This window comes from Streptomyces sp. NPDC033178 (genome assembly GCF_055577685.1).
Genome location: NZ_JBVIPT010000012.1, coordinates 253,098 through 267,570 on the forward strand (window position 1 = coordinate 253,098; position 14,473 = coordinate 267,570).

A 14,473-nucleotide genomic window follows, 5' to 3' on the forward strand; every position below is an offset into this window, starting at 1 on the left:
CGTCCGGGCGCGGCGGGTCAGCCCTTGATCGCGCCCTGCATGATCCCGCCCACGATCTGCCTGCCGAACAGCAGGAAGGCGATGAGCAGCGGCAGGGTGCCGAGAAGCGCGCCCGCCATGATCACCGCCTGGTCGGGTACGTAGCCGGTGCCGAGCGAGTTGAGGGCGACCTGCACGGTGGGGTTCTGCTGGTTGAGCGCGATGATCGGCCACAGGAAGTCGTTCCAGGCCATCACGAACGTCAGCAGCCCGAGTACGGCCATCGCCGGCCGCGCCGCCGGGAAGACCACGTGCCACACGACGCGCAGACTGCTCGCGCCGTCCACCCGCGCCGCCTCGATCAGCTCGCTGGGCAGCGCCTGTACCAGGTACTGCCGCATGAAGAACGTACCGAACGCGCTGACCAGGGTGGGCAGGACGACCGTCTGCAGCTGGTTGGACCAGCCCAGCTCGCTCATCCACAGGTACAGCGGGACGACCGCCAGCTGCGGCGGGATCATCATCGTGCCGATGGTCAGCAGCAGCAGAACGTTGGAGAACCTGAACCGCAGCTTGGCGAAGGCGAACCCGGCGAGCGTGGAGAACAGGACCGTACCGACGGTGATGGTCGAGGCGACGATCGTGCTGTTGAGCATCGCGGTGCCGAGACCCGCCTCCTCCCACGCGGTCTCCAGGTTCTTGAACAGGTTCCCGCCGACCCACAGCGGCGGTGGCGTCTGGGCGAGCCGCTGGTCGGTGCGCGAGGCCGCGACCACGGTCCACAGCAGCGGCGCCAGCGAGACGAGGGCGAAGACGGCCAGGACGACATAGGTGAGGGGCCCCGCGTGCAGTTGCTTGCCCGCGCCGAGCAGCCGGCGGCGCCCGGTGCCGTCCGGGCCGCCCTTGCCCGCCGCGTCAGCCTTTGCCTGAGGAGGCGTCAGTTCCGAAGTGGTCATTGGGACTTCCTCAGCCGTCGGGTGATCAGCAGGTTGACCGCGGCGACGATCAGCAGGATCAGGAACATCGTCCAGGCGATCGCGGACGCCTTGCCGAGGTTGCCGATGATCCAGCCCTGGTCGTACATGTACAGGCCGAGCGTCTGGTACTGGTGCTCGGAGCCGCCCTTGGAACCGCTGACTCCGCCGAACAGGAGCGGTTCGCCGAACAACTGCGTCGCGCCGATCGTGGAGACGACCACCGTGAACAGGATCGTCGGCCGCAGCATCGGGACCGTCACATGGCGGAACTGCTGCCAGCGGCCCGCGCCGTCCAGTGCCGCCGACTCGTACAGGTCGGAGGGGATCGCCTGCATCGCCGCGAGGTAGATCAGGGCGTTGTAGCCGGTCCACCGCCAGATCACGATCGAGGAGACGGCGAATTGCGAACCCCAGTTGGACTCACGCCAGTTGACCGGGTCGACCCCGACGAAGCCCAGCAGCCAGTTGATCATGCCGCCGTCCCAGGAGTACAGCAGCACGAACACCAGGGTCGCCGCCGCCACCGAGGTGGCGTACGGGGTGAGCATCACGACGCGCCACATGGTGGAGCCACGCAGCTTGTAGTTGAGCAGGTGCGCGATGCCGATCGCCATGATCAGCTGCGGCACGGTCGAGATCACACCGATGGTGAAGGTGTTCTGCAGCGCTCCCCAGAAGAAGTCCGAGGACATCAGGTTCTGGTAGTTGTCCAGGCCCACCCAGGTCTGCTGGTCCAGGTTGGACAGCTGCACGTTGTGCAGCGAGTACCAGGCCGTGTAGAGGAGCGGGACGAGCGCGAAGGCGCCGAAGAAGATGAAGAAGGGGGCGATGAACGCGTACGGCGACGCCTTCATGTCCCAGCGGTACAGCCGGCTGCGCCAGGAGTCGGGGCCCGGGGGCGGTGTACCGCGACCGTGAGCACGGCGCGCCGCGCCCGGCTGGGAGCCGGGCGCGGCGTCGGCGCTCGACGCGGATTGCGCGAGAGCCTGCTTGGAGCTGGTCACTGGCCGAGCACGTCCTTGATCTCCTTGGTTGCCGCGTCCCAGCCCTGGTCAGGGGTCTTGCCCTTCTGCTCGACCTGCAGGACGCCGATGTCCGTGATGGCCGTGCCGATCGGCTGGTCCTTGATGCCGAAGATCTGCGTCGGGATGGTCTTCGCCGAGTCGGAGAAGATCTGCGTGATCGGCGCGTTCGAGAAGAACGCCGTGGTGTCGGCCTGCGGCTTCAGGCTCGGGTACGCCGACGGGGTCGACGGGAAGCTCGCCTGCTTGGCGAAGACCTTCGCCTGCTGCTCGGGGGCGGTCAGCCACTTCGCGAGCGCGATGGCCTCCTTCTGGTGCTTGCCCGCCGTGGGCACACCGACGAACGCGCCTCCCCAGTTGGCCGCGGTGGGTGCGGCCGCCACGTCCCACTTGCCCTTGCCGGCCTCACCGGACTTCTCCTGGATGTAGCCGATCATCCACGCGGGGCAGGCCACGGTCGCGAAACTGGCGTTGGCGAAGGCCTGGTCCCACGGCTTGTCGAACTGCTTCAGCTTCGCCGACATGTTGCTGGTCGCCACCTCCATCGAGGCGTCCCAGGCGTCCTTCACTCCCGTGGACTTGTCCCAGATGACGTTGCCGTCCTCGTCGTAGTAGCGCTCGCTGCCGCCACCGAGTGCCGCGTTGTAGACCGAGGAGGCGGAGTCCACGAACTTGGTGCCCTTGGGCGCCTTCTTCATGTACTCCTTGCCGACGTCGACATACTTGGACCAGTCGCCCTTCCACTGCTCGGCGAGCTTGGTGCGGTCCGTCTCAAGACCTGCCGCCTCGAAGAGGTCCTTGCGGTAGCAGATGGCCATCGGGCCGATGTCGGTGCCGAGCGCGATGGTCTTGCCGTCCTTGGTCGTGCCCTGCGCCGTCTTCCAGTCGAGCCACTGGGACTTGTCGACCTCCTTGCCGAGGTCGACGAACTTGTCGCCCTGCGTCTGCACCGCCTCGGCGACGTTGCCGATCTCGATCGCCTGGATGTCGTCGGTACCGGAACCGGCCTGCAGACGGGTGAGCGTCTTCGGCCAGTACACGTCGGTACGGGTGGTGACGTTCTCCTTGATGGTGATGTCCGGGTTCTTCTTCATGTACTCGTCGTAGAGGCCGGCCTGCTTGTAGCCGAAGACACCGAAGGTGCCGATGGTCAGCGTGGTCTTGCCTCCGCCGCTACCGCCGTCCGAGTTCGACGAGCCGTCGTCCGAGTCCTCGGCGCAGCCGGCAAGCAGCCCCGTCGTCAGCGCGGCGACGGCCGCGAGGGCCATCAGCCTGCGGGACCCGCGGGTACTCGTGCGCATTGCGTCCTCCTGTTGCCTGACGTGCCGACCCCCCGGCCAACTGCATTGTTGGGCCCGTTAGTTCACGCTGCGGCTCGGGCGGGGAACGTGCGGGATGTGTATGTGTCAGGTACTGTGGGAGCGCTCCCACAGGTGATGTGTTGAAGGTTCGTCGCTCGGCGCGGGGGTGTCAAGGGAGAGGGCATAGAGATATGTCTTCAGTTATCGGGCTGTTAGCTAACGGCGGTTGGGTTCGGGAGAGTAGGTCTTCGACGGTTTCGGGACGGCCTCGGGACGGCTCCGGATCGGCCTCGGAGTGCCTTCGCCGCGGACGCGTCCAGGACGTGACGTGGACGGGTGGCGGACGGGTGGCGGCTTCGGGGCGGCCTCCCCGGGCGGGCGCCGGGGGAGTACGGCCGGAGTGCGGAGGCCCGGACTCCGGGAGCCCGGTCCCGATCACGACTGTTACATTCCAGGCCAAGCACGGCGAGAGCCGTGCCGGACGGGAGGCGGACCATGGCAGTCCACGGAGCGCGTAGCCGGAGCGGCGGACGGCCGACCCTCGAAGAGGTCGCCGCGCGCGCGGGTGTGGGCCGCGGCACGGTCTCCCGCGTGATCAACGGCTCCCCGCGGGTCAGCGACGCCACCCGCGCGGCCGTCGAGGCGGCGGTCGCGGAGCTGGGATACGTGCCCAACACGGCGGCCCGTGCCCTCGCCGCCAACCGTACGGACGCGATCGCCCTGGTCGTCCCCGAGCCCGAGACCCGCTTCTTCGCCGAGCCGTACTTCTCCGACATGCTGCGCGGAGTGGGCGCGGCGCTCTCCGACACCGAGCTGCAGCTCCTGCTGATCTTCGCGGGCAGCGACCGGGAGCGGCGCCGGCTGGCCCAGTACCTGGCGGCGCACCGGGTGGACGGGGTCCTGCTGGTCTCGGTCCACGCGGACGACCCGCTGCCCGACCTGCTGGCCCAGCTGGAGATACCGGCGGTGATCAGCGGCCGGCGCTCGGCCGACGAGACGCTGCCGTCGGTGGACTCGGACAACTTCGGCGGCGGCCGGTTCGCCGTGGAACACCTGATCACCCAGGGCCGGCGGACCATAGCCCACCTGGCGGGACGCCTGGACGTGTTCGGTGCCCAGCGCCGTGTCGACGGCTACCGCGAGGCGCTGCGCGAGGCGGGGCGCGAGGTCGACGACCGCCTCATCGTCCCCGGTGACTTCACGGAGGAGGGCGGCCGCCGGGCGATGAAGGAGCTGCTCTCCGTCTGCCCGACCCTGGACGCGGTCTTCGCCGGCTCCGACGTGATGGCGGCCGGTGCCCGCCAGGTCCTGCGCGAGGCGGGCCGCCGCATACCAGACGACGTGGCCCTCGTCGGCTACGACGACTCGGCCATCGCCCGCCACATGGACCCGCCCCTGACGAGTGTGCGCCAGCCGATCGAGGACATGGGCCGCGCGATGCTCGGCCTCCTGATCGACGAGATCGCGGACCGCCGCCCGGCGGTGTCCCGGGGGCTGGAGCGGCGGCAGCTGGTTCTTCCTACGGAACTGGTGGCACGGGCGTCTTCGTAGGGGGAGGTCCGGGACTCCGGGGCGGGTGATGGCCCCCGGGTGTGCCCTACCGGGTGAGGGACCACACCGCCCAGGCGATCAGGCCCGCGCCGACCAGCACCATCACGGCGGACACCGACCGGGGCAGCGGCTCCCGGGACCGGGGCCGCGGCCGTGTCCGCAGCTGTGGCTGTGGCTGTGCCGGGCCCGCGCCCGGAGGTCCGGCAGGGTCCGGCCGGCCGTACACCCCCGTCTGGGCGGGCGGTTGAAAGGGAGCCACCCGCGGGGGCCGAGTGTCCCAACTCCCGCTCCCGTACCGCTGTTCCAGCATTCCCGTGGCCGACCGCCGCCACCGGACTCCCGCCGCATCCGTGAACTCCACGACACCGAGGGCGGGTTGGGAGGGATGGGCGGGACCGAGGCTCGTGTCGCTCGTGGGCAGCAGGGCGCTGACGCTCTCCCCGGCGTGCAGCAGTCCGCCGGTGAGGGTCGTGGGGAGCGGCCGGCCGTCGTAGTGCAGAGCGACGTCCCTGACCGGCTGGTCGCTCCCGTTCGTCGCCTGCAGACTCCAGCCGACCCACTGCTCGGCCAGCGGCGACGGCCGGCTCCTCATCACCACCTGCACCAGGGAGGCCTGCACCACCTCCGCCCGGCGCTCGGCCTCCCTCGCGAGTTCCCGCTCCCGCTCCTCGACCTCCCGGGCCATGGCCGTCACCCGCGCCGCACTCCCGCACGGAGTGCCGATGCCCGGCATAGCTCGTGACCACCCCCGCCACCCCGACAACGACCCCGACCACCCCGACGACTGCCTCCAGCATGCTCGTAACTGTGACGGGGTGCGGGAGGGGCAGTCCAGTACCGCCGGGGAATTCGATCAGTCCGGTGGCCGAGTGGTGCCGAGTGGTGCCGAGTGGTGCGGGAAACGCCTGAGGGCCGGTCCGCTGACGCGGATCGGCCCTCAGTACTTTCAGGGTGAGTGACGGGACTTGAACCCGCGGCATCCTGGACCACAACCAGGTGCTCTACCAGCTGAGCTACACCCACCATGACCGGGTTGGTTCTCCGAGTGGTTCACCGACCGGCCGAGAAAAAGTGTACAGGGTCCGAAGGGGTGCTCGCGCCCGTGTTTCGGTGGGGGCTATTCCGCAGGTAGGACGTGCTTCGAGGCGATGCTGCGGGCCGTGTCCGAGTCGGGGCCGGGCTGCGGGACGAAGATCGCCTCGCGGTAGTAGCGGAGCTCCGCGATGGATTCGCGGATGTCGGCGAGCGCGCGGTGGTTGCCGTTCTTCTCCGGGCTGTTGAAGTACGCCCGGGGGTACCAGCGGCGGGCCAGCTCCTTGACCGAGGAGACGTCCACGATGCGGTAGTGGAGGTACTCCTCAAGGGTCGCCATGTCACGGAGGAGGAAGCCGCGGTCCGTGCCGACCGAGTTCCCGCACAGCGGGGCCTTGCCCGGTTCCTTGACGTGCTCACGGATATAGGTGAGGACCTGTTCCTCCGCGTCCGCCAGGGTCGTGCCACCGGCCAGCTCGGAGAGGAGGCCGGAGGACGTGTGCATCTGGCGCACCACGTCCGGCATCGTCTCCAGCGAGGCGTCCGGCGGGCGGATCACGATGTCCACTCCCTCGCCGAGTACGTTCAGCTCCGAGTCGGTCACCAGCGCGGCCACCTCGATGAGCGCGTCGTCCGACAGCGAGAGACCGGTCATCTCGCAGTCGATCCACACCATGCGATCGTTCATGGGCTCACCCTACGGCCCGCCCCGGCACCCGGGCAGGGCCGGGACCTCGGCAGTCGGCACCGATGTCGGCACCGATGACGGACAAAAACCGCGCCGGCCCCGGACCACAACGGTCCGGGGCCGGCACACAACGCTCCGACACGGTCGCGGCTAGGGCGCGCTCCGCTGACCGGGCAGGCTCGCCCGGCCGCCCGCGTACATCTCCGCGCCGGCCCGTCCCTCGGTGGAGAGGGACGACGTCGCCGGACCGACCGCGTGAGCGGCCGCCGTGCGCCGGGTCTGCAGCGGCACGGGTGCCTCCTGCTGCACCGGTGGCGGTGGTGGCGCGCCGGAACCGTCCGAGTCCGACTGCTTCTCGCCCTGCGGACGGCGGGCCCGGTAGGCGGCCCGGTACGCGGCGGGGGACGAGCCGAGCTGCCGGCGGAAATGGCCGCGCAGGGCCACCGGGGAGCGGAAGCCGCAACGGCCCGCCACCTCGTCCACCGAGTAGTCGGACGTCTCCAGGAGCCGCTGCGCCTGGAGCACCCGCTGCGTGATCAGCCACTGCAGGGGAGCGCTCCCGGTGAGCGAGCGGAACCGGCGGTCGAACGTACGCCTGCTCATGTACGCGCGTGCCGCCAGCGTCTCCACGTCGAACTGTTCGTGGAGGTGCTCCAGCGCCCAGGCGACGACCTCCGCGAGCGGGTCGGCGCCGATCTCCTCTGGTAAAGACCTGTCGAGATAGCGCTCCTGACCGCCACTGCGCCGGGGCGGGACCACCAGACGGCGGGCCAGCGCTCCGGCTGCCTCGTTCCCGTGGTCCGTCCGCACTATGTGCAGGCAGAGATCGATCCCGGCCGCCGTGCCCGCCGACGTGAGTACGTCGCCGTCGTCCACGAACAGCTCGCGGGGATCGACGTGCACCGACGGATAGCGCTTGGCCAGCGTCGGCGCGTACATCCAGTGTGTTGTCGCGGGACGGCCGTCCAGCAGTCCGGCCGCCGCGAGTACGAAGGCGCCGGTGCACAGCCCGACTATGCGGGCACCCTCCTCATGGGCCCGGCGCAGTGCGTCGAGCGCCTCCTCCGGTGGTGGTGAGGTGATCGACCGCCAGGCCGGCACGACGACCGTGCCTGCCCGGGCGATCGCCTCCAGCCCATTGGGCGCGGTGAGTTCCAGGCCTCCTGTGGTCCGCAGTGGGCCTTCCTCGCCGGCGCACACCAGTAGTCGGTAGCGCGGCACGCCGGCGTCCTGGCGGTCAATCCCGAACACCGAAAGCGGTATGGAACTCTCGAAGATGGGGCCGCCGCTGAACAGCAGCACCGCGACGATCTCCTTGCGGCGTCGCCCGGAAAGTTTCCGGGCCGCGGCTTCCGGCGCGGCAGTGGAGTCGTGGCTCATACTGCTAAGCCCCCCTCGGTGGTCGCGGCTCCTCGGTTGTGTCGCTCCTGCACGTTTCCCCTCGGTCCTGCACGAGTCCCCCGCCGTAAGACGTCAAGATCGAATCTACTGTGTCCCGTGGTGCCGAGGTGGCCAGTTCAGCACTCGGCAGATTGTCGACATGGCAACTTGGCGTGAAGCATTCGATCACGAAGCGTTGCACTCGTGGGCCGTACAGGGAAGTGCGCCTGCCCCGCGTGGCCGGTCCCAGTAGGGTGCGGGCACCCTACTGGGCCCTTTAAGTGCAGGTCGAACGGGGGTTGGGGGCCTGGTCGGCCAAGGGGTGGGCGGTGTCCAGAAGTTGGCTGAAAAGCAACGGGCTCGTGCGCGGAAACCGGTCAGTCAACCGGCGTATTTCCACCGGCATGCCGACCGCCCCGGTGCGCTCCCGCGCCTACCCTGCCGCGGGGCACATGATGCGGCCCCGGCTCCTCGCCGCGGGGCGCATGATGCGGTGCCGGCTCCTCCGTGCGCAGCCGTGCCGCGCCCCGCTCGGACCGGCGCAGCAGCACCTGGCACGCCCCAGTCACCGCGGCCAGGCCGAGGGCCGTGCCGGCCGCGCCCGCCAGAGAGGTCCCGTACCCGACGAGGACGACCGGAACCAGGACACAGCTGAAGGCCGCCCAGCGGACCACGTCGCTCACCGTGTCCTGGGTGGCGGCGGAGCGGGCGGCGGGTGTCCTGGAGGGGGGCTGGGGCGCGGTCGAGGGTCGTCCGGACACGGTGGGGCTCCCTGGGGCGGTGGCTTACGGGGGTTCAACGCGTGTTCGAGCCGCCGGTCACGGGGAGCCGGAAGCTTCCCCGGGGTGCCCTGGCGCCCCGAATACCCGCCCCGGGGCTTCCTGCCTGGGTGAACGCTGTGCAAACCGCCTGTACGGGGCAGCAACCATTGCGTTACGGGCATGCTCTCGTGCATGCTCCGGGGAACCCTCCCGCGGCGAGAGCGGGATCTGGGCAGAGGAGGCGTGCCGCCGTACCCTTGGGGGTATGGGGTTGGGAAGATGATTCCCGGACACAGCTCCGTAGCACCTGTCGTCCCACCCACGAGGATCCGAACGCCGAGACACTCATGGCCGGTCACGAATTCGAACCCGCGGACCGCAAGCGCCCCGTCGCCGATCCCACGGCGGCCGAGCCCTTGGCGGCGGAAGAACCACGTCAGTCCTGCGATCCCGCCTTCAAGCACGGCGTCGTCGTCGGCTTCGACGGATCGACATCGAGCGAGCGCGCCCTCGCGTACGCGATCGGGATGGCCTGCCGCTCCGGCTCGGGCCTGATCATCGTCCACGTCGCCAACCGGCTGCCCACCACGGTGTGGGCGGGCTGCGAGCCCCCGGTCTTCGTCGACGTCCCCGATCACCGCACCGAGGTGCTCGGGCTCGAACTCGCCTGTGCGGAGTACCTGGCCGAGGTCCCCTGGATCCTCGTCGAGCGCGGCGGGGACATCTGCCACGAACTCGAAGAGGTGGGGCGGGAGTACGAGGCGGACGCGATCGTCGTCGGATCGACCCACGGCATCGTCGGACGCATCTTCGGCTCCGTCGCCGGCCGGCTCGCGAAGCGTGCGCAGCGACCGGTGGTCGTCATCCCCTGATCGGCCTCCGGCCGCTCCCCCGACCGACCGCTGATCGCCTCTGTTTCGACCCTTGTTCGAACGCCTTCGGTGTTGCCGTTTCGCAACTCGGCGTTGTCCCAGGTGAGATGAGCCGTGGGAAAGGTCAACTTCCTTTACGTGTCGGGTAAATCTACTCGCGCGTAGATGTGTTTGTGCGCTTGTGAAGGGCATATACCGGTCACCGCACAACAGCACATGCACGAAGGGAGCCCGCCGTGGACAACGACGTCTCTGCGGGAAGCACCACCTGGACCCTCGGCCACCTCGCACTCGGACTCACCCTGCTGGCCTTCGGCCTCGGTCACACCGAAGTGATCGACGGCGTCACGGCAGCCGACTCCGTCTCTCTCGCCACCTATGTCGGTGGCATCGCCCTCTTCGTCGCCGGTCTCATGGCCTTCCGCGACCGCGACACGTTCACGGGTACGGCGTTCGCCGGGCTCGGGGCTTTCTGGTTCACCTGGGGCGTCGGCGCCGACGCGCAGGTCTCCGACAACGCGGCGGGGCTGTTCCTGCTGCTCTTCGCGCTCGTCGCACTGAGCCTGACGCTCGGGGCGTCCGCCTCGGCGCCGCTCACCAGGGGAGCGTACGGGCTGCTCTTCGTGGCGATGGTGCTGCTCGCCATCGCGCAGTTCGGTGACTCCGCGGGGCTTGCCAAGGTGGGTGGGTGGTTCGCGGTCGTCGGCGGACTGGCCGCCTGGTACGCGGCGACCGCGGCGCTGGCTCACTGGCCTACGGCCATGCCGCGTCGTGCTGCCGGCCGGGGCGTGACGGCAACCGGCTAAAGGGCAGCCTGCCGGGGTTTTGGGCGGCCCCGGCCCGTGGACGGACCCCCGTGTTCTGGTGGCGACACGTGGGGTCCGTCCTCATGTTCGGCCTCTGCGGGTGTGGGGGCTCGTCGCGCCCACGCGGCGGAGCGGCAAGTGTCACAGCCCCGCGCCCTGTGAGGGAGCGCCTACTCCACCGTGACCGACTTGGCGAGGTTCCTCGGCTTGTCGATGTCCCTGCCCAGGGCCAACGCCGTGTGGTAGGCGAGGAGTTGGAGGGGGATGCCCATCAGGATGGGGTCCAGTTCGTCCTCGTTCTTCGGGACGACGATGGTCTGGTCGGCCTTCTCCTGGCACTCGTGGGCCACGGCGAGGATCCTGCCGCTGCGGGCCTTGATCTCCTCCAGGGCCGCGCGGTTCTTCTCCAGGAGGTCGTCGTTCGGGACGATCGCGACCGTCGGCAGCGCGGGCTCGATCAGCGCGAGCGGCCCGTGCTTCAACTCCGAGGCGGGGTAGGCCTCGGCGTGGATGTACGAGACCTCCTTGAGCTTCAGCGAGGCCTCCCGGGCCACCGGATAGCCGCGGACCCGGCCGATGAAGAGCATCGAGCGCGCCTCGGCGTACTGCTCGGCGAGCTTCTTGATCTCGTCCTCCTGGTCGAGGATCTCCGTGATCTGGCCGGGCAGCTTGCGCAGGCCCTCGATGATCCGCTTGCCGTCGGAGACCGACAGGTCACGGGTGCGGCCCAGGTGCAGCGCGAGCAGCGCGAAGGCGACCGTGGTGTTGGTGAAGCACTTGGTGGAGACGACACAGACCTCGGGGCCCGCGTGCACGTACATGCCGCCGTCGGCCTCGCGGGCGATGGCCGAACCGACCACGTTCACGATGCCCAGAACCCGCGCGCCCTTGCGCTTCAGCTCCTGCACGGCGGCCAGGACGTCGTACGTCTCACCGGACTGGGACACCGCCACGTACAGCGTGTCGGGGTCGACGACCGCGTTGCGGTAGCGGAACTCCGAGGCGGGCTCGGCGTCCGCGGGGATCCGGGCCAGCTCCTCTATCATCTGCGCGCCGATCATGCCCGCGTGGTACGAGGTGCCGCAGCCGAGGATCTTCACGCGGCGGATCTGGCGCGCCTCGCGGGCGTCCAGGTTCAGGCCGCCGAGGTGGACCGTCGAGAACCGGTCGTCGATCCGGCCGCGCAGCACACGGTCCACGGCGTCGGCCTGCTCGTGGATCTCCTTGTGCATGTACGTGTCGTGGCCGCCCATGTCGTACGAGGCGGCCTCCCACTCCACGGTGGTCGGCTCGGCCGTGGTGCGCGTGCCCTCGGTCGTGTACGTACGGAAGTCGTCGGCCTTCAGCGTCGCCATCTCGCCGTCGTCAAGCGTGACGATCTGGCGGGTGTGCGTGACGAGCGCGGCGATGTCCGAGGCGACGAACATCTCCTTCTCGCCGATGCCGAGGACGACCGGGGAGCCGTTGCGGGCCACCACGATGCGGTCCGCGAAGTCGGCGTGCATCACGGCGATACCGTACGTGCCCTCGACGACCCGGAGGGTCTCGCGGACCTTGTCCTCCAGCTTCTCGGCCTGGGAACGGGCGATCAGGTGGGTGAGGACCTCGGTGTCGGTCTCGGAGAGGAACTCGACGCCGTCGGCCTCCAGCTTCTTCCGCAGGTCGGAGGCGTTGTCGATGATGCCGTTGTGGACGACGGCCACCTTGTTGTCGGCCGACATGTGCGGGTGCGCGTTCACGTCGGAGGGGGCGCCGTGGGTGGCCCAGCGGGTGTGGGCGATGCCCGTGGTGCCGGCGAAGCGCTTGGGGACGCGGGCCTCCAGGTCACGGACCCGGCCCTTGGCCTTGACCATCTTCAGGCCGGCCGTCTTCGGAGACGTCACGACGATGCCCGCCGAGTCGTAGCCGCGGTACTCGAGGCGCTGCAGGCCTTCGAGGAGGAGCGGTGCCACATCACGCCTGCCGATGTATCCCACGATTCCGCACATACGTTCTTCGGTTCCCCTCTGTCGGCCGGCCGCGCCGAAGCGGCTCCGTCGTGACCGGCTCTGTCGTTCTGTTCGGCTCAGTGCTTCTGTTCGGTTCTGTCGTCCCTCGGCCGTCAGCCGTAGACGATGCGGCGCAGCTGTCTGAGCGTGAGCTCGGGCGGTGCGACCGCGCGGTACTTCAGGTCCGCCGCGATGCGTTCGAAGATCGTCGAGTTCACCAGTCCCTGAGCCTGGAGCTCGCGATGGCGGCGACGGACGTAGTCGTCGGTCGCCTCGTCGAAGTAGGCGAGGACGTCCTGGATCACCCGCAGTGCCTCGCCCCGGCTGAGGGGCGAGGAGCGCGTCAGATGATCAACAAGTTCGTCGTGCACCCGTCGATCCTGAGGTAAAGCGCTGGCAATCGCAAGAATCCTGCCCGATTTCGGGCACGAGGCTGTTGAAACTCTTATGGGAGGCTGTTCGGGGCCTGTTCATCCTGTGGCCCGCGGTGCGATGGTTGCCAGGAGCACCTTTTCGGCCATGGACACTCCACGCATGGGCGTACCGGAGAAGCTCGCCGCGCGCATGAGCATGGCCGAGCAGCACGAATACCTTCGCGCCAGATTCTCGCGGCGCACGATGATCAGGGGCGGCGCCGTCACGCTGGGCGCCGTCGCGGGCGGGGCCTTCGTGCCCGGCGCCGTCGCACAGGCGGCGACGAAGACCTCCGTACCGCCGCGGACCGCCGCGCGCACCGAGAGCGTCGACGGCGCGCTCGTCGCCCCCTTCGGCCGCCATCTCGCCTGGGGCAGCGACCCCCGTACGGAGATCACCGTCTCCTGGCAGGTCCCGGTCGCGGTGAAGAAACCCTTCGTCCGCATCGGCGCCCACCCCTGGGACCTCTCCCACAAGATCGACGCCGAGGTCCGCACCCTCTTCACCCCGGCCGGCGTCGGCGCGAGCGGCAACCACACCCAGTACTACGCGCACGCCGAGCTCACCCACCTGCGGCCCGGCCGGACGTACTACTACGGAGTCGGCCACGCGGGCTTCGACCCGGCCGAGGCGCACCTGCTCGGCACGCTCGGCACCTTCACCACCGCCCCCGCGCACAAGGAGCCGTTCACCTTCACGGCCTTCGGCGACGAGGGCGTCAGCTATCACGGCCTCGCCAACAACAGCCTGCTGCTCGGCCAGAATCCGGCCTTCCACCTGCACGCCGGGGACATCGCGTACGCCGACCCGGCCGGTGCCGGCCAGAGTGCCGACGCCGGGTTCGACTCGCGTGTCTGGGACCAGTTCCTCGCGCAGACCGAGTCGGTCGCCAAGTCCGTCCCGTGGATGCCCGCCTACGGCAACCACGACATGGAGGCCTGGTACTCGCCCAACGGCTACGGCGGCGAGGACGCCCGCTGGAATCTCCCGGACAACGGCCCCGACAAGAAGAACCTGCCGGGCGTCTACTCCTTCGTCTACGGCAACACGGCGGTCATCTCGCTCGACGCCAACGACATCTCCTTCGAGATCCCGGCCAACCTGGGGATCTCCGGCGGTACGCAGACCAAGTGGCTCGAAGCGCAGCTGAAGAAGTTCCGCGCCTCCAAGGACGTCGACTTCGTTGTCGTCTTCTTCCACCACTGCGCCTACTGCACCTCCACCTCGCACGCCTCGGAGGGGGGTGTGCGCCAGGAGTGGGTGCCGTTGTTCGAGAAGTACACGGTCGACCTGGTCATCAACGGCCACAACCACCAGTACGAGCGCACGGACGTCATCAAGGCGGGCAAGGTCGCCAAGAAGCTTCCGATCGGTGGTACGGCGTATCCCGAGACGGACGGTGTGGTGTACGTGACGGCGGGTGCGGCCGGTCGCAGTCTGTACGCGTTCACCGCGCCGCTGTCCTACGAGGGTCATGAGAACGAGGTCGAGTCCGTCGCCTCCTTCATCAACACCAAGGACGGCAAGGTCAACGAGACGGTTGCCTGGTCGCGGGTGCGGTACCTCGACTACTCGTTCCTGCGGGTGGATGTGACGCCGGCGTCCCGGGGGCGGCTCGCCACGTTGAGGGTGCGGGGGATCGCCGAGACCGGCGAGGAGGTCGACCACTTCACTGTGGCGCGGCGGGTTCGTTGAGCTGGTG

General features: G+C 69.3%; 13 protein-coding genes and 1 tRNA gene. 4 read left to right on the forward strand and 10 right to left on the reverse strand.

The features are described 5' to 3' along the window. Positions 1–17: 17 nt before the first annotated feature. From ACZ5VQ_RS28820 to ACZ5VQ_RS28830, 3 genes are read right to left on the reverse strand one after another with little or no spacing between them, the layout of a single operon-like run. Complete coding sequence (locus tag ACZ5VQ_RS28820; RefSeq protein WP_469107413.1) at positions 18–935, reverse strand: carbohydrate ABC transporter permease; 918 nt, start codon at positions 933–935, stop codon at positions 18–20. Next, a complete protein-coding gene (locus ACZ5VQ_RS28825; RefSeq protein WP_469107414.1) occupies positions 932–1,960 on the reverse strand; it encodes a carbohydrate ABC transporter permease in 1,029 nt (342 codons plus the stop codon). The genes ACZ5VQ_RS28820 and ACZ5VQ_RS28825 overlap by 4 nt, the downstream gene beginning before the upstream one ends. Next, complete coding sequence (locus ACZ5VQ_RS28830; RefSeq protein ID WP_469107415.1) at positions 1,957–3,279, reverse strand: ABC transporter substrate-binding protein; 1,323 nt, start codon at positions 3,277–3,279, stop codon at positions 1,957–1,959. The genes ACZ5VQ_RS28825 and ACZ5VQ_RS28830 overlap by 4 nt, the downstream gene beginning before the upstream one ends. A gap of 495 nt (positions 3,280–3,774) precedes the next feature. Between ACZ5VQ_RS28830 and ACZ5VQ_RS28835 the strand changes: the two genes are divergently transcribed. Beyond that, the gene (locus tag ACZ5VQ_RS28835) at positions 3,775–4,830 is read left to right on the forward strand and encodes a LacI family DNA-binding transcriptional regulator (RefSeq protein ID WP_469107416.1); all 1,056 of its coding nucleotides are present in this window, start codon (positions 3,775–3,777) and stop codon (positions 4,828–4,830) included. Positions 4,831–4,876: 46 nt separating this feature from the next. Here ACZ5VQ_RS28835 and ACZ5VQ_RS28840 read toward each other — a convergent pair whose 3' ends face one another. From ACZ5VQ_RS28840 to ACZ5VQ_RS28860, 5 genes are all read right to left on the reverse strand, one after another. Continuing rightward, positions 4,877–5,524 (reverse strand): hypothetical protein, encoded by a 648-nt coding sequence (locus ACZ5VQ_RS28840; RefSeq protein ID WP_469107417.1) that lies wholly within the window; start codon positions 5,522–5,524, stop codon positions 4,877–4,879. Between the two features lie 256 nt (positions 5,525–5,780). Further along, positions 5,781–5,853: transfer RNA gene (locus ACZ5VQ_RS28845), tRNA-His, on the reverse strand. Between the two features lie 94 nt (positions 5,854–5,947). Continuing rightward, positions 5,948–6,550: an oligoribonuclease gene (gene orn / locus ACZ5VQ_RS28850; RefSeq protein WP_362077464.1), complete on the reverse strand. Its 603-nt coding sequence runs from the start codon at positions 6,548–6,550 to the stop codon at positions 5,948–5,950. Between the two features lie 150 nt (positions 6,551–6,700). Continuing rightward, positions 6,701–7,930: a helix-turn-helix domain-containing protein gene (locus tag ACZ5VQ_RS28855; protein WP_469107418.1), complete on the reverse strand. Its 1,230-nt coding sequence runs from the start codon at positions 7,928–7,930 to the stop codon at positions 6,701–6,703. Between the two features lie 377 nt (positions 7,931–8,307). Continuing rightward, positions 8,308–8,691 carry a hypothetical protein gene (locus tag ACZ5VQ_RS28860; RefSeq protein WP_469107419.1) on the reverse strand — a complete coding sequence of 128 codons (384 nt, stop codon included), beginning with the start codon at positions 8,689–8,691 and terminating at the stop codon, positions 8,308–8,310. Positions 8,692–9,038: 347 nt separating this feature from the next. Here ACZ5VQ_RS28860 and ACZ5VQ_RS28865 point away from each other — a divergent pair, with 347 nt between their 5' ends. Together ACZ5VQ_RS28865 and ACZ5VQ_RS28870 are read left to right on the forward strand one after the other, a co-directional pair. Beyond that, the gene (locus ACZ5VQ_RS28865) at positions 9,039–9,563 is read left to right on the forward strand and encodes a universal stress protein (RefSeq protein WP_055616056.1); all 525 of its coding nucleotides are present in this window, start codon (positions 9,039–9,041) and stop codon (positions 9,561–9,563) included. Between the two features lie 236 nt (positions 9,564–9,799). Beyond that, positions 9,800–10,369, forward strand: a complete 570-nt coding sequence (locus ACZ5VQ_RS28870; protein ID WP_469107420.1) for an acetate uptake transporter — start codon at positions 9,800–9,802, stop codon at positions 10,367–10,369. 170 nt (positions 10,370–10,539) lie between these two features. Here ACZ5VQ_RS28870 and glmS read toward each other — a convergent pair whose 3' ends face one another. Then, a complete protein-coding gene (glmS, locus tag ACZ5VQ_RS28875) occupies positions 10,540–12,357 on the reverse strand; it encodes a glutamine--fructose-6-phosphate transaminase (isomerizing) (protein WP_469107421.1) in 1,818 nt (605 codons plus the stop codon). Between the two features lie 113 nt (positions 12,358–12,470). Next, complete coding sequence (locus ACZ5VQ_RS28880; RefSeq protein WP_055616059.1) at positions 12,471–12,728, reverse strand: hypothetical protein; 258 nt, start codon at positions 12,726–12,728, stop codon at positions 12,471–12,473. Between the two features lie 148 nt (positions 12,729–12,876). Here ACZ5VQ_RS28880 and ACZ5VQ_RS28885 point away from each other — a divergent pair, with 148 nt between their 5' ends. After that, positions 12,877–14,466, forward strand: a complete 1,590-nt coding sequence (locus tag ACZ5VQ_RS28885) for a purple acid phosphatase family protein (protein WP_469107422.1) — start codon at positions 12,877–12,879, stop codon at positions 14,464–14,466. Positions 14,467–14,473 lie beyond the last annotated feature (7 nt).

Bases quoted from the DNA above. Each gene is read 5' to 3' on its own strand.
- ACZ5VQ_RS28835 (WP_469107416.1), top strand. From the start codon at position 3,775: ATGGCAGTCCACGGAGCGCGTAGCCGGAGCGGCGGACGGCCGACCCTC.
- orn (WP_362077464.1), bottom strand. From the start codon at position 6,550: ATGAACGATCGCATGGTGTGGATCGACTGCGAGATGACCGGTCTCTCG.
- ACZ5VQ_RS28885 (WP_469107422.1), top strand. From the start codon at position 12,877: ATGGACACTCCACGCATGGGCGTACCGGAGAAGCTCGCCGCGCGCATG.
- ACZ5VQ_RS28855 (WP_469107418.1), bottom strand. From the start codon at position 7,930: ATGAGCCACGACTCCACTGCCGCGCCGGAAGCCGCGGCCCGGAAACTT.
- ACZ5VQ_RS28830 (WP_469107415.1), bottom strand. From the start codon at position 3,279: ATGCGCACGAGTACCCGCGGGTCCCGCAGGCTGATGGCCCTCGCGGCC.
- ACZ5VQ_RS28820 (WP_469107413.1), bottom strand. From the start codon at position 935: ATGACCACTTCGGAACTGACGCCTCCTCAGGCAAAGGCTGACGCGGCG.
- ACZ5VQ_RS28865 (WP_055616056.1), top strand. From the start codon at position 9,039: ATGGCCGGTCACGAATTCGAACCCGCGGACCGCAAGCGCCCCGTCGCC.
- glmS (WP_469107421.1), bottom strand. From the start codon at position 12,357: ATGTGCGGAATCGTGGGATACATCGGCAGGCGTGATGTGGCACCGCTC.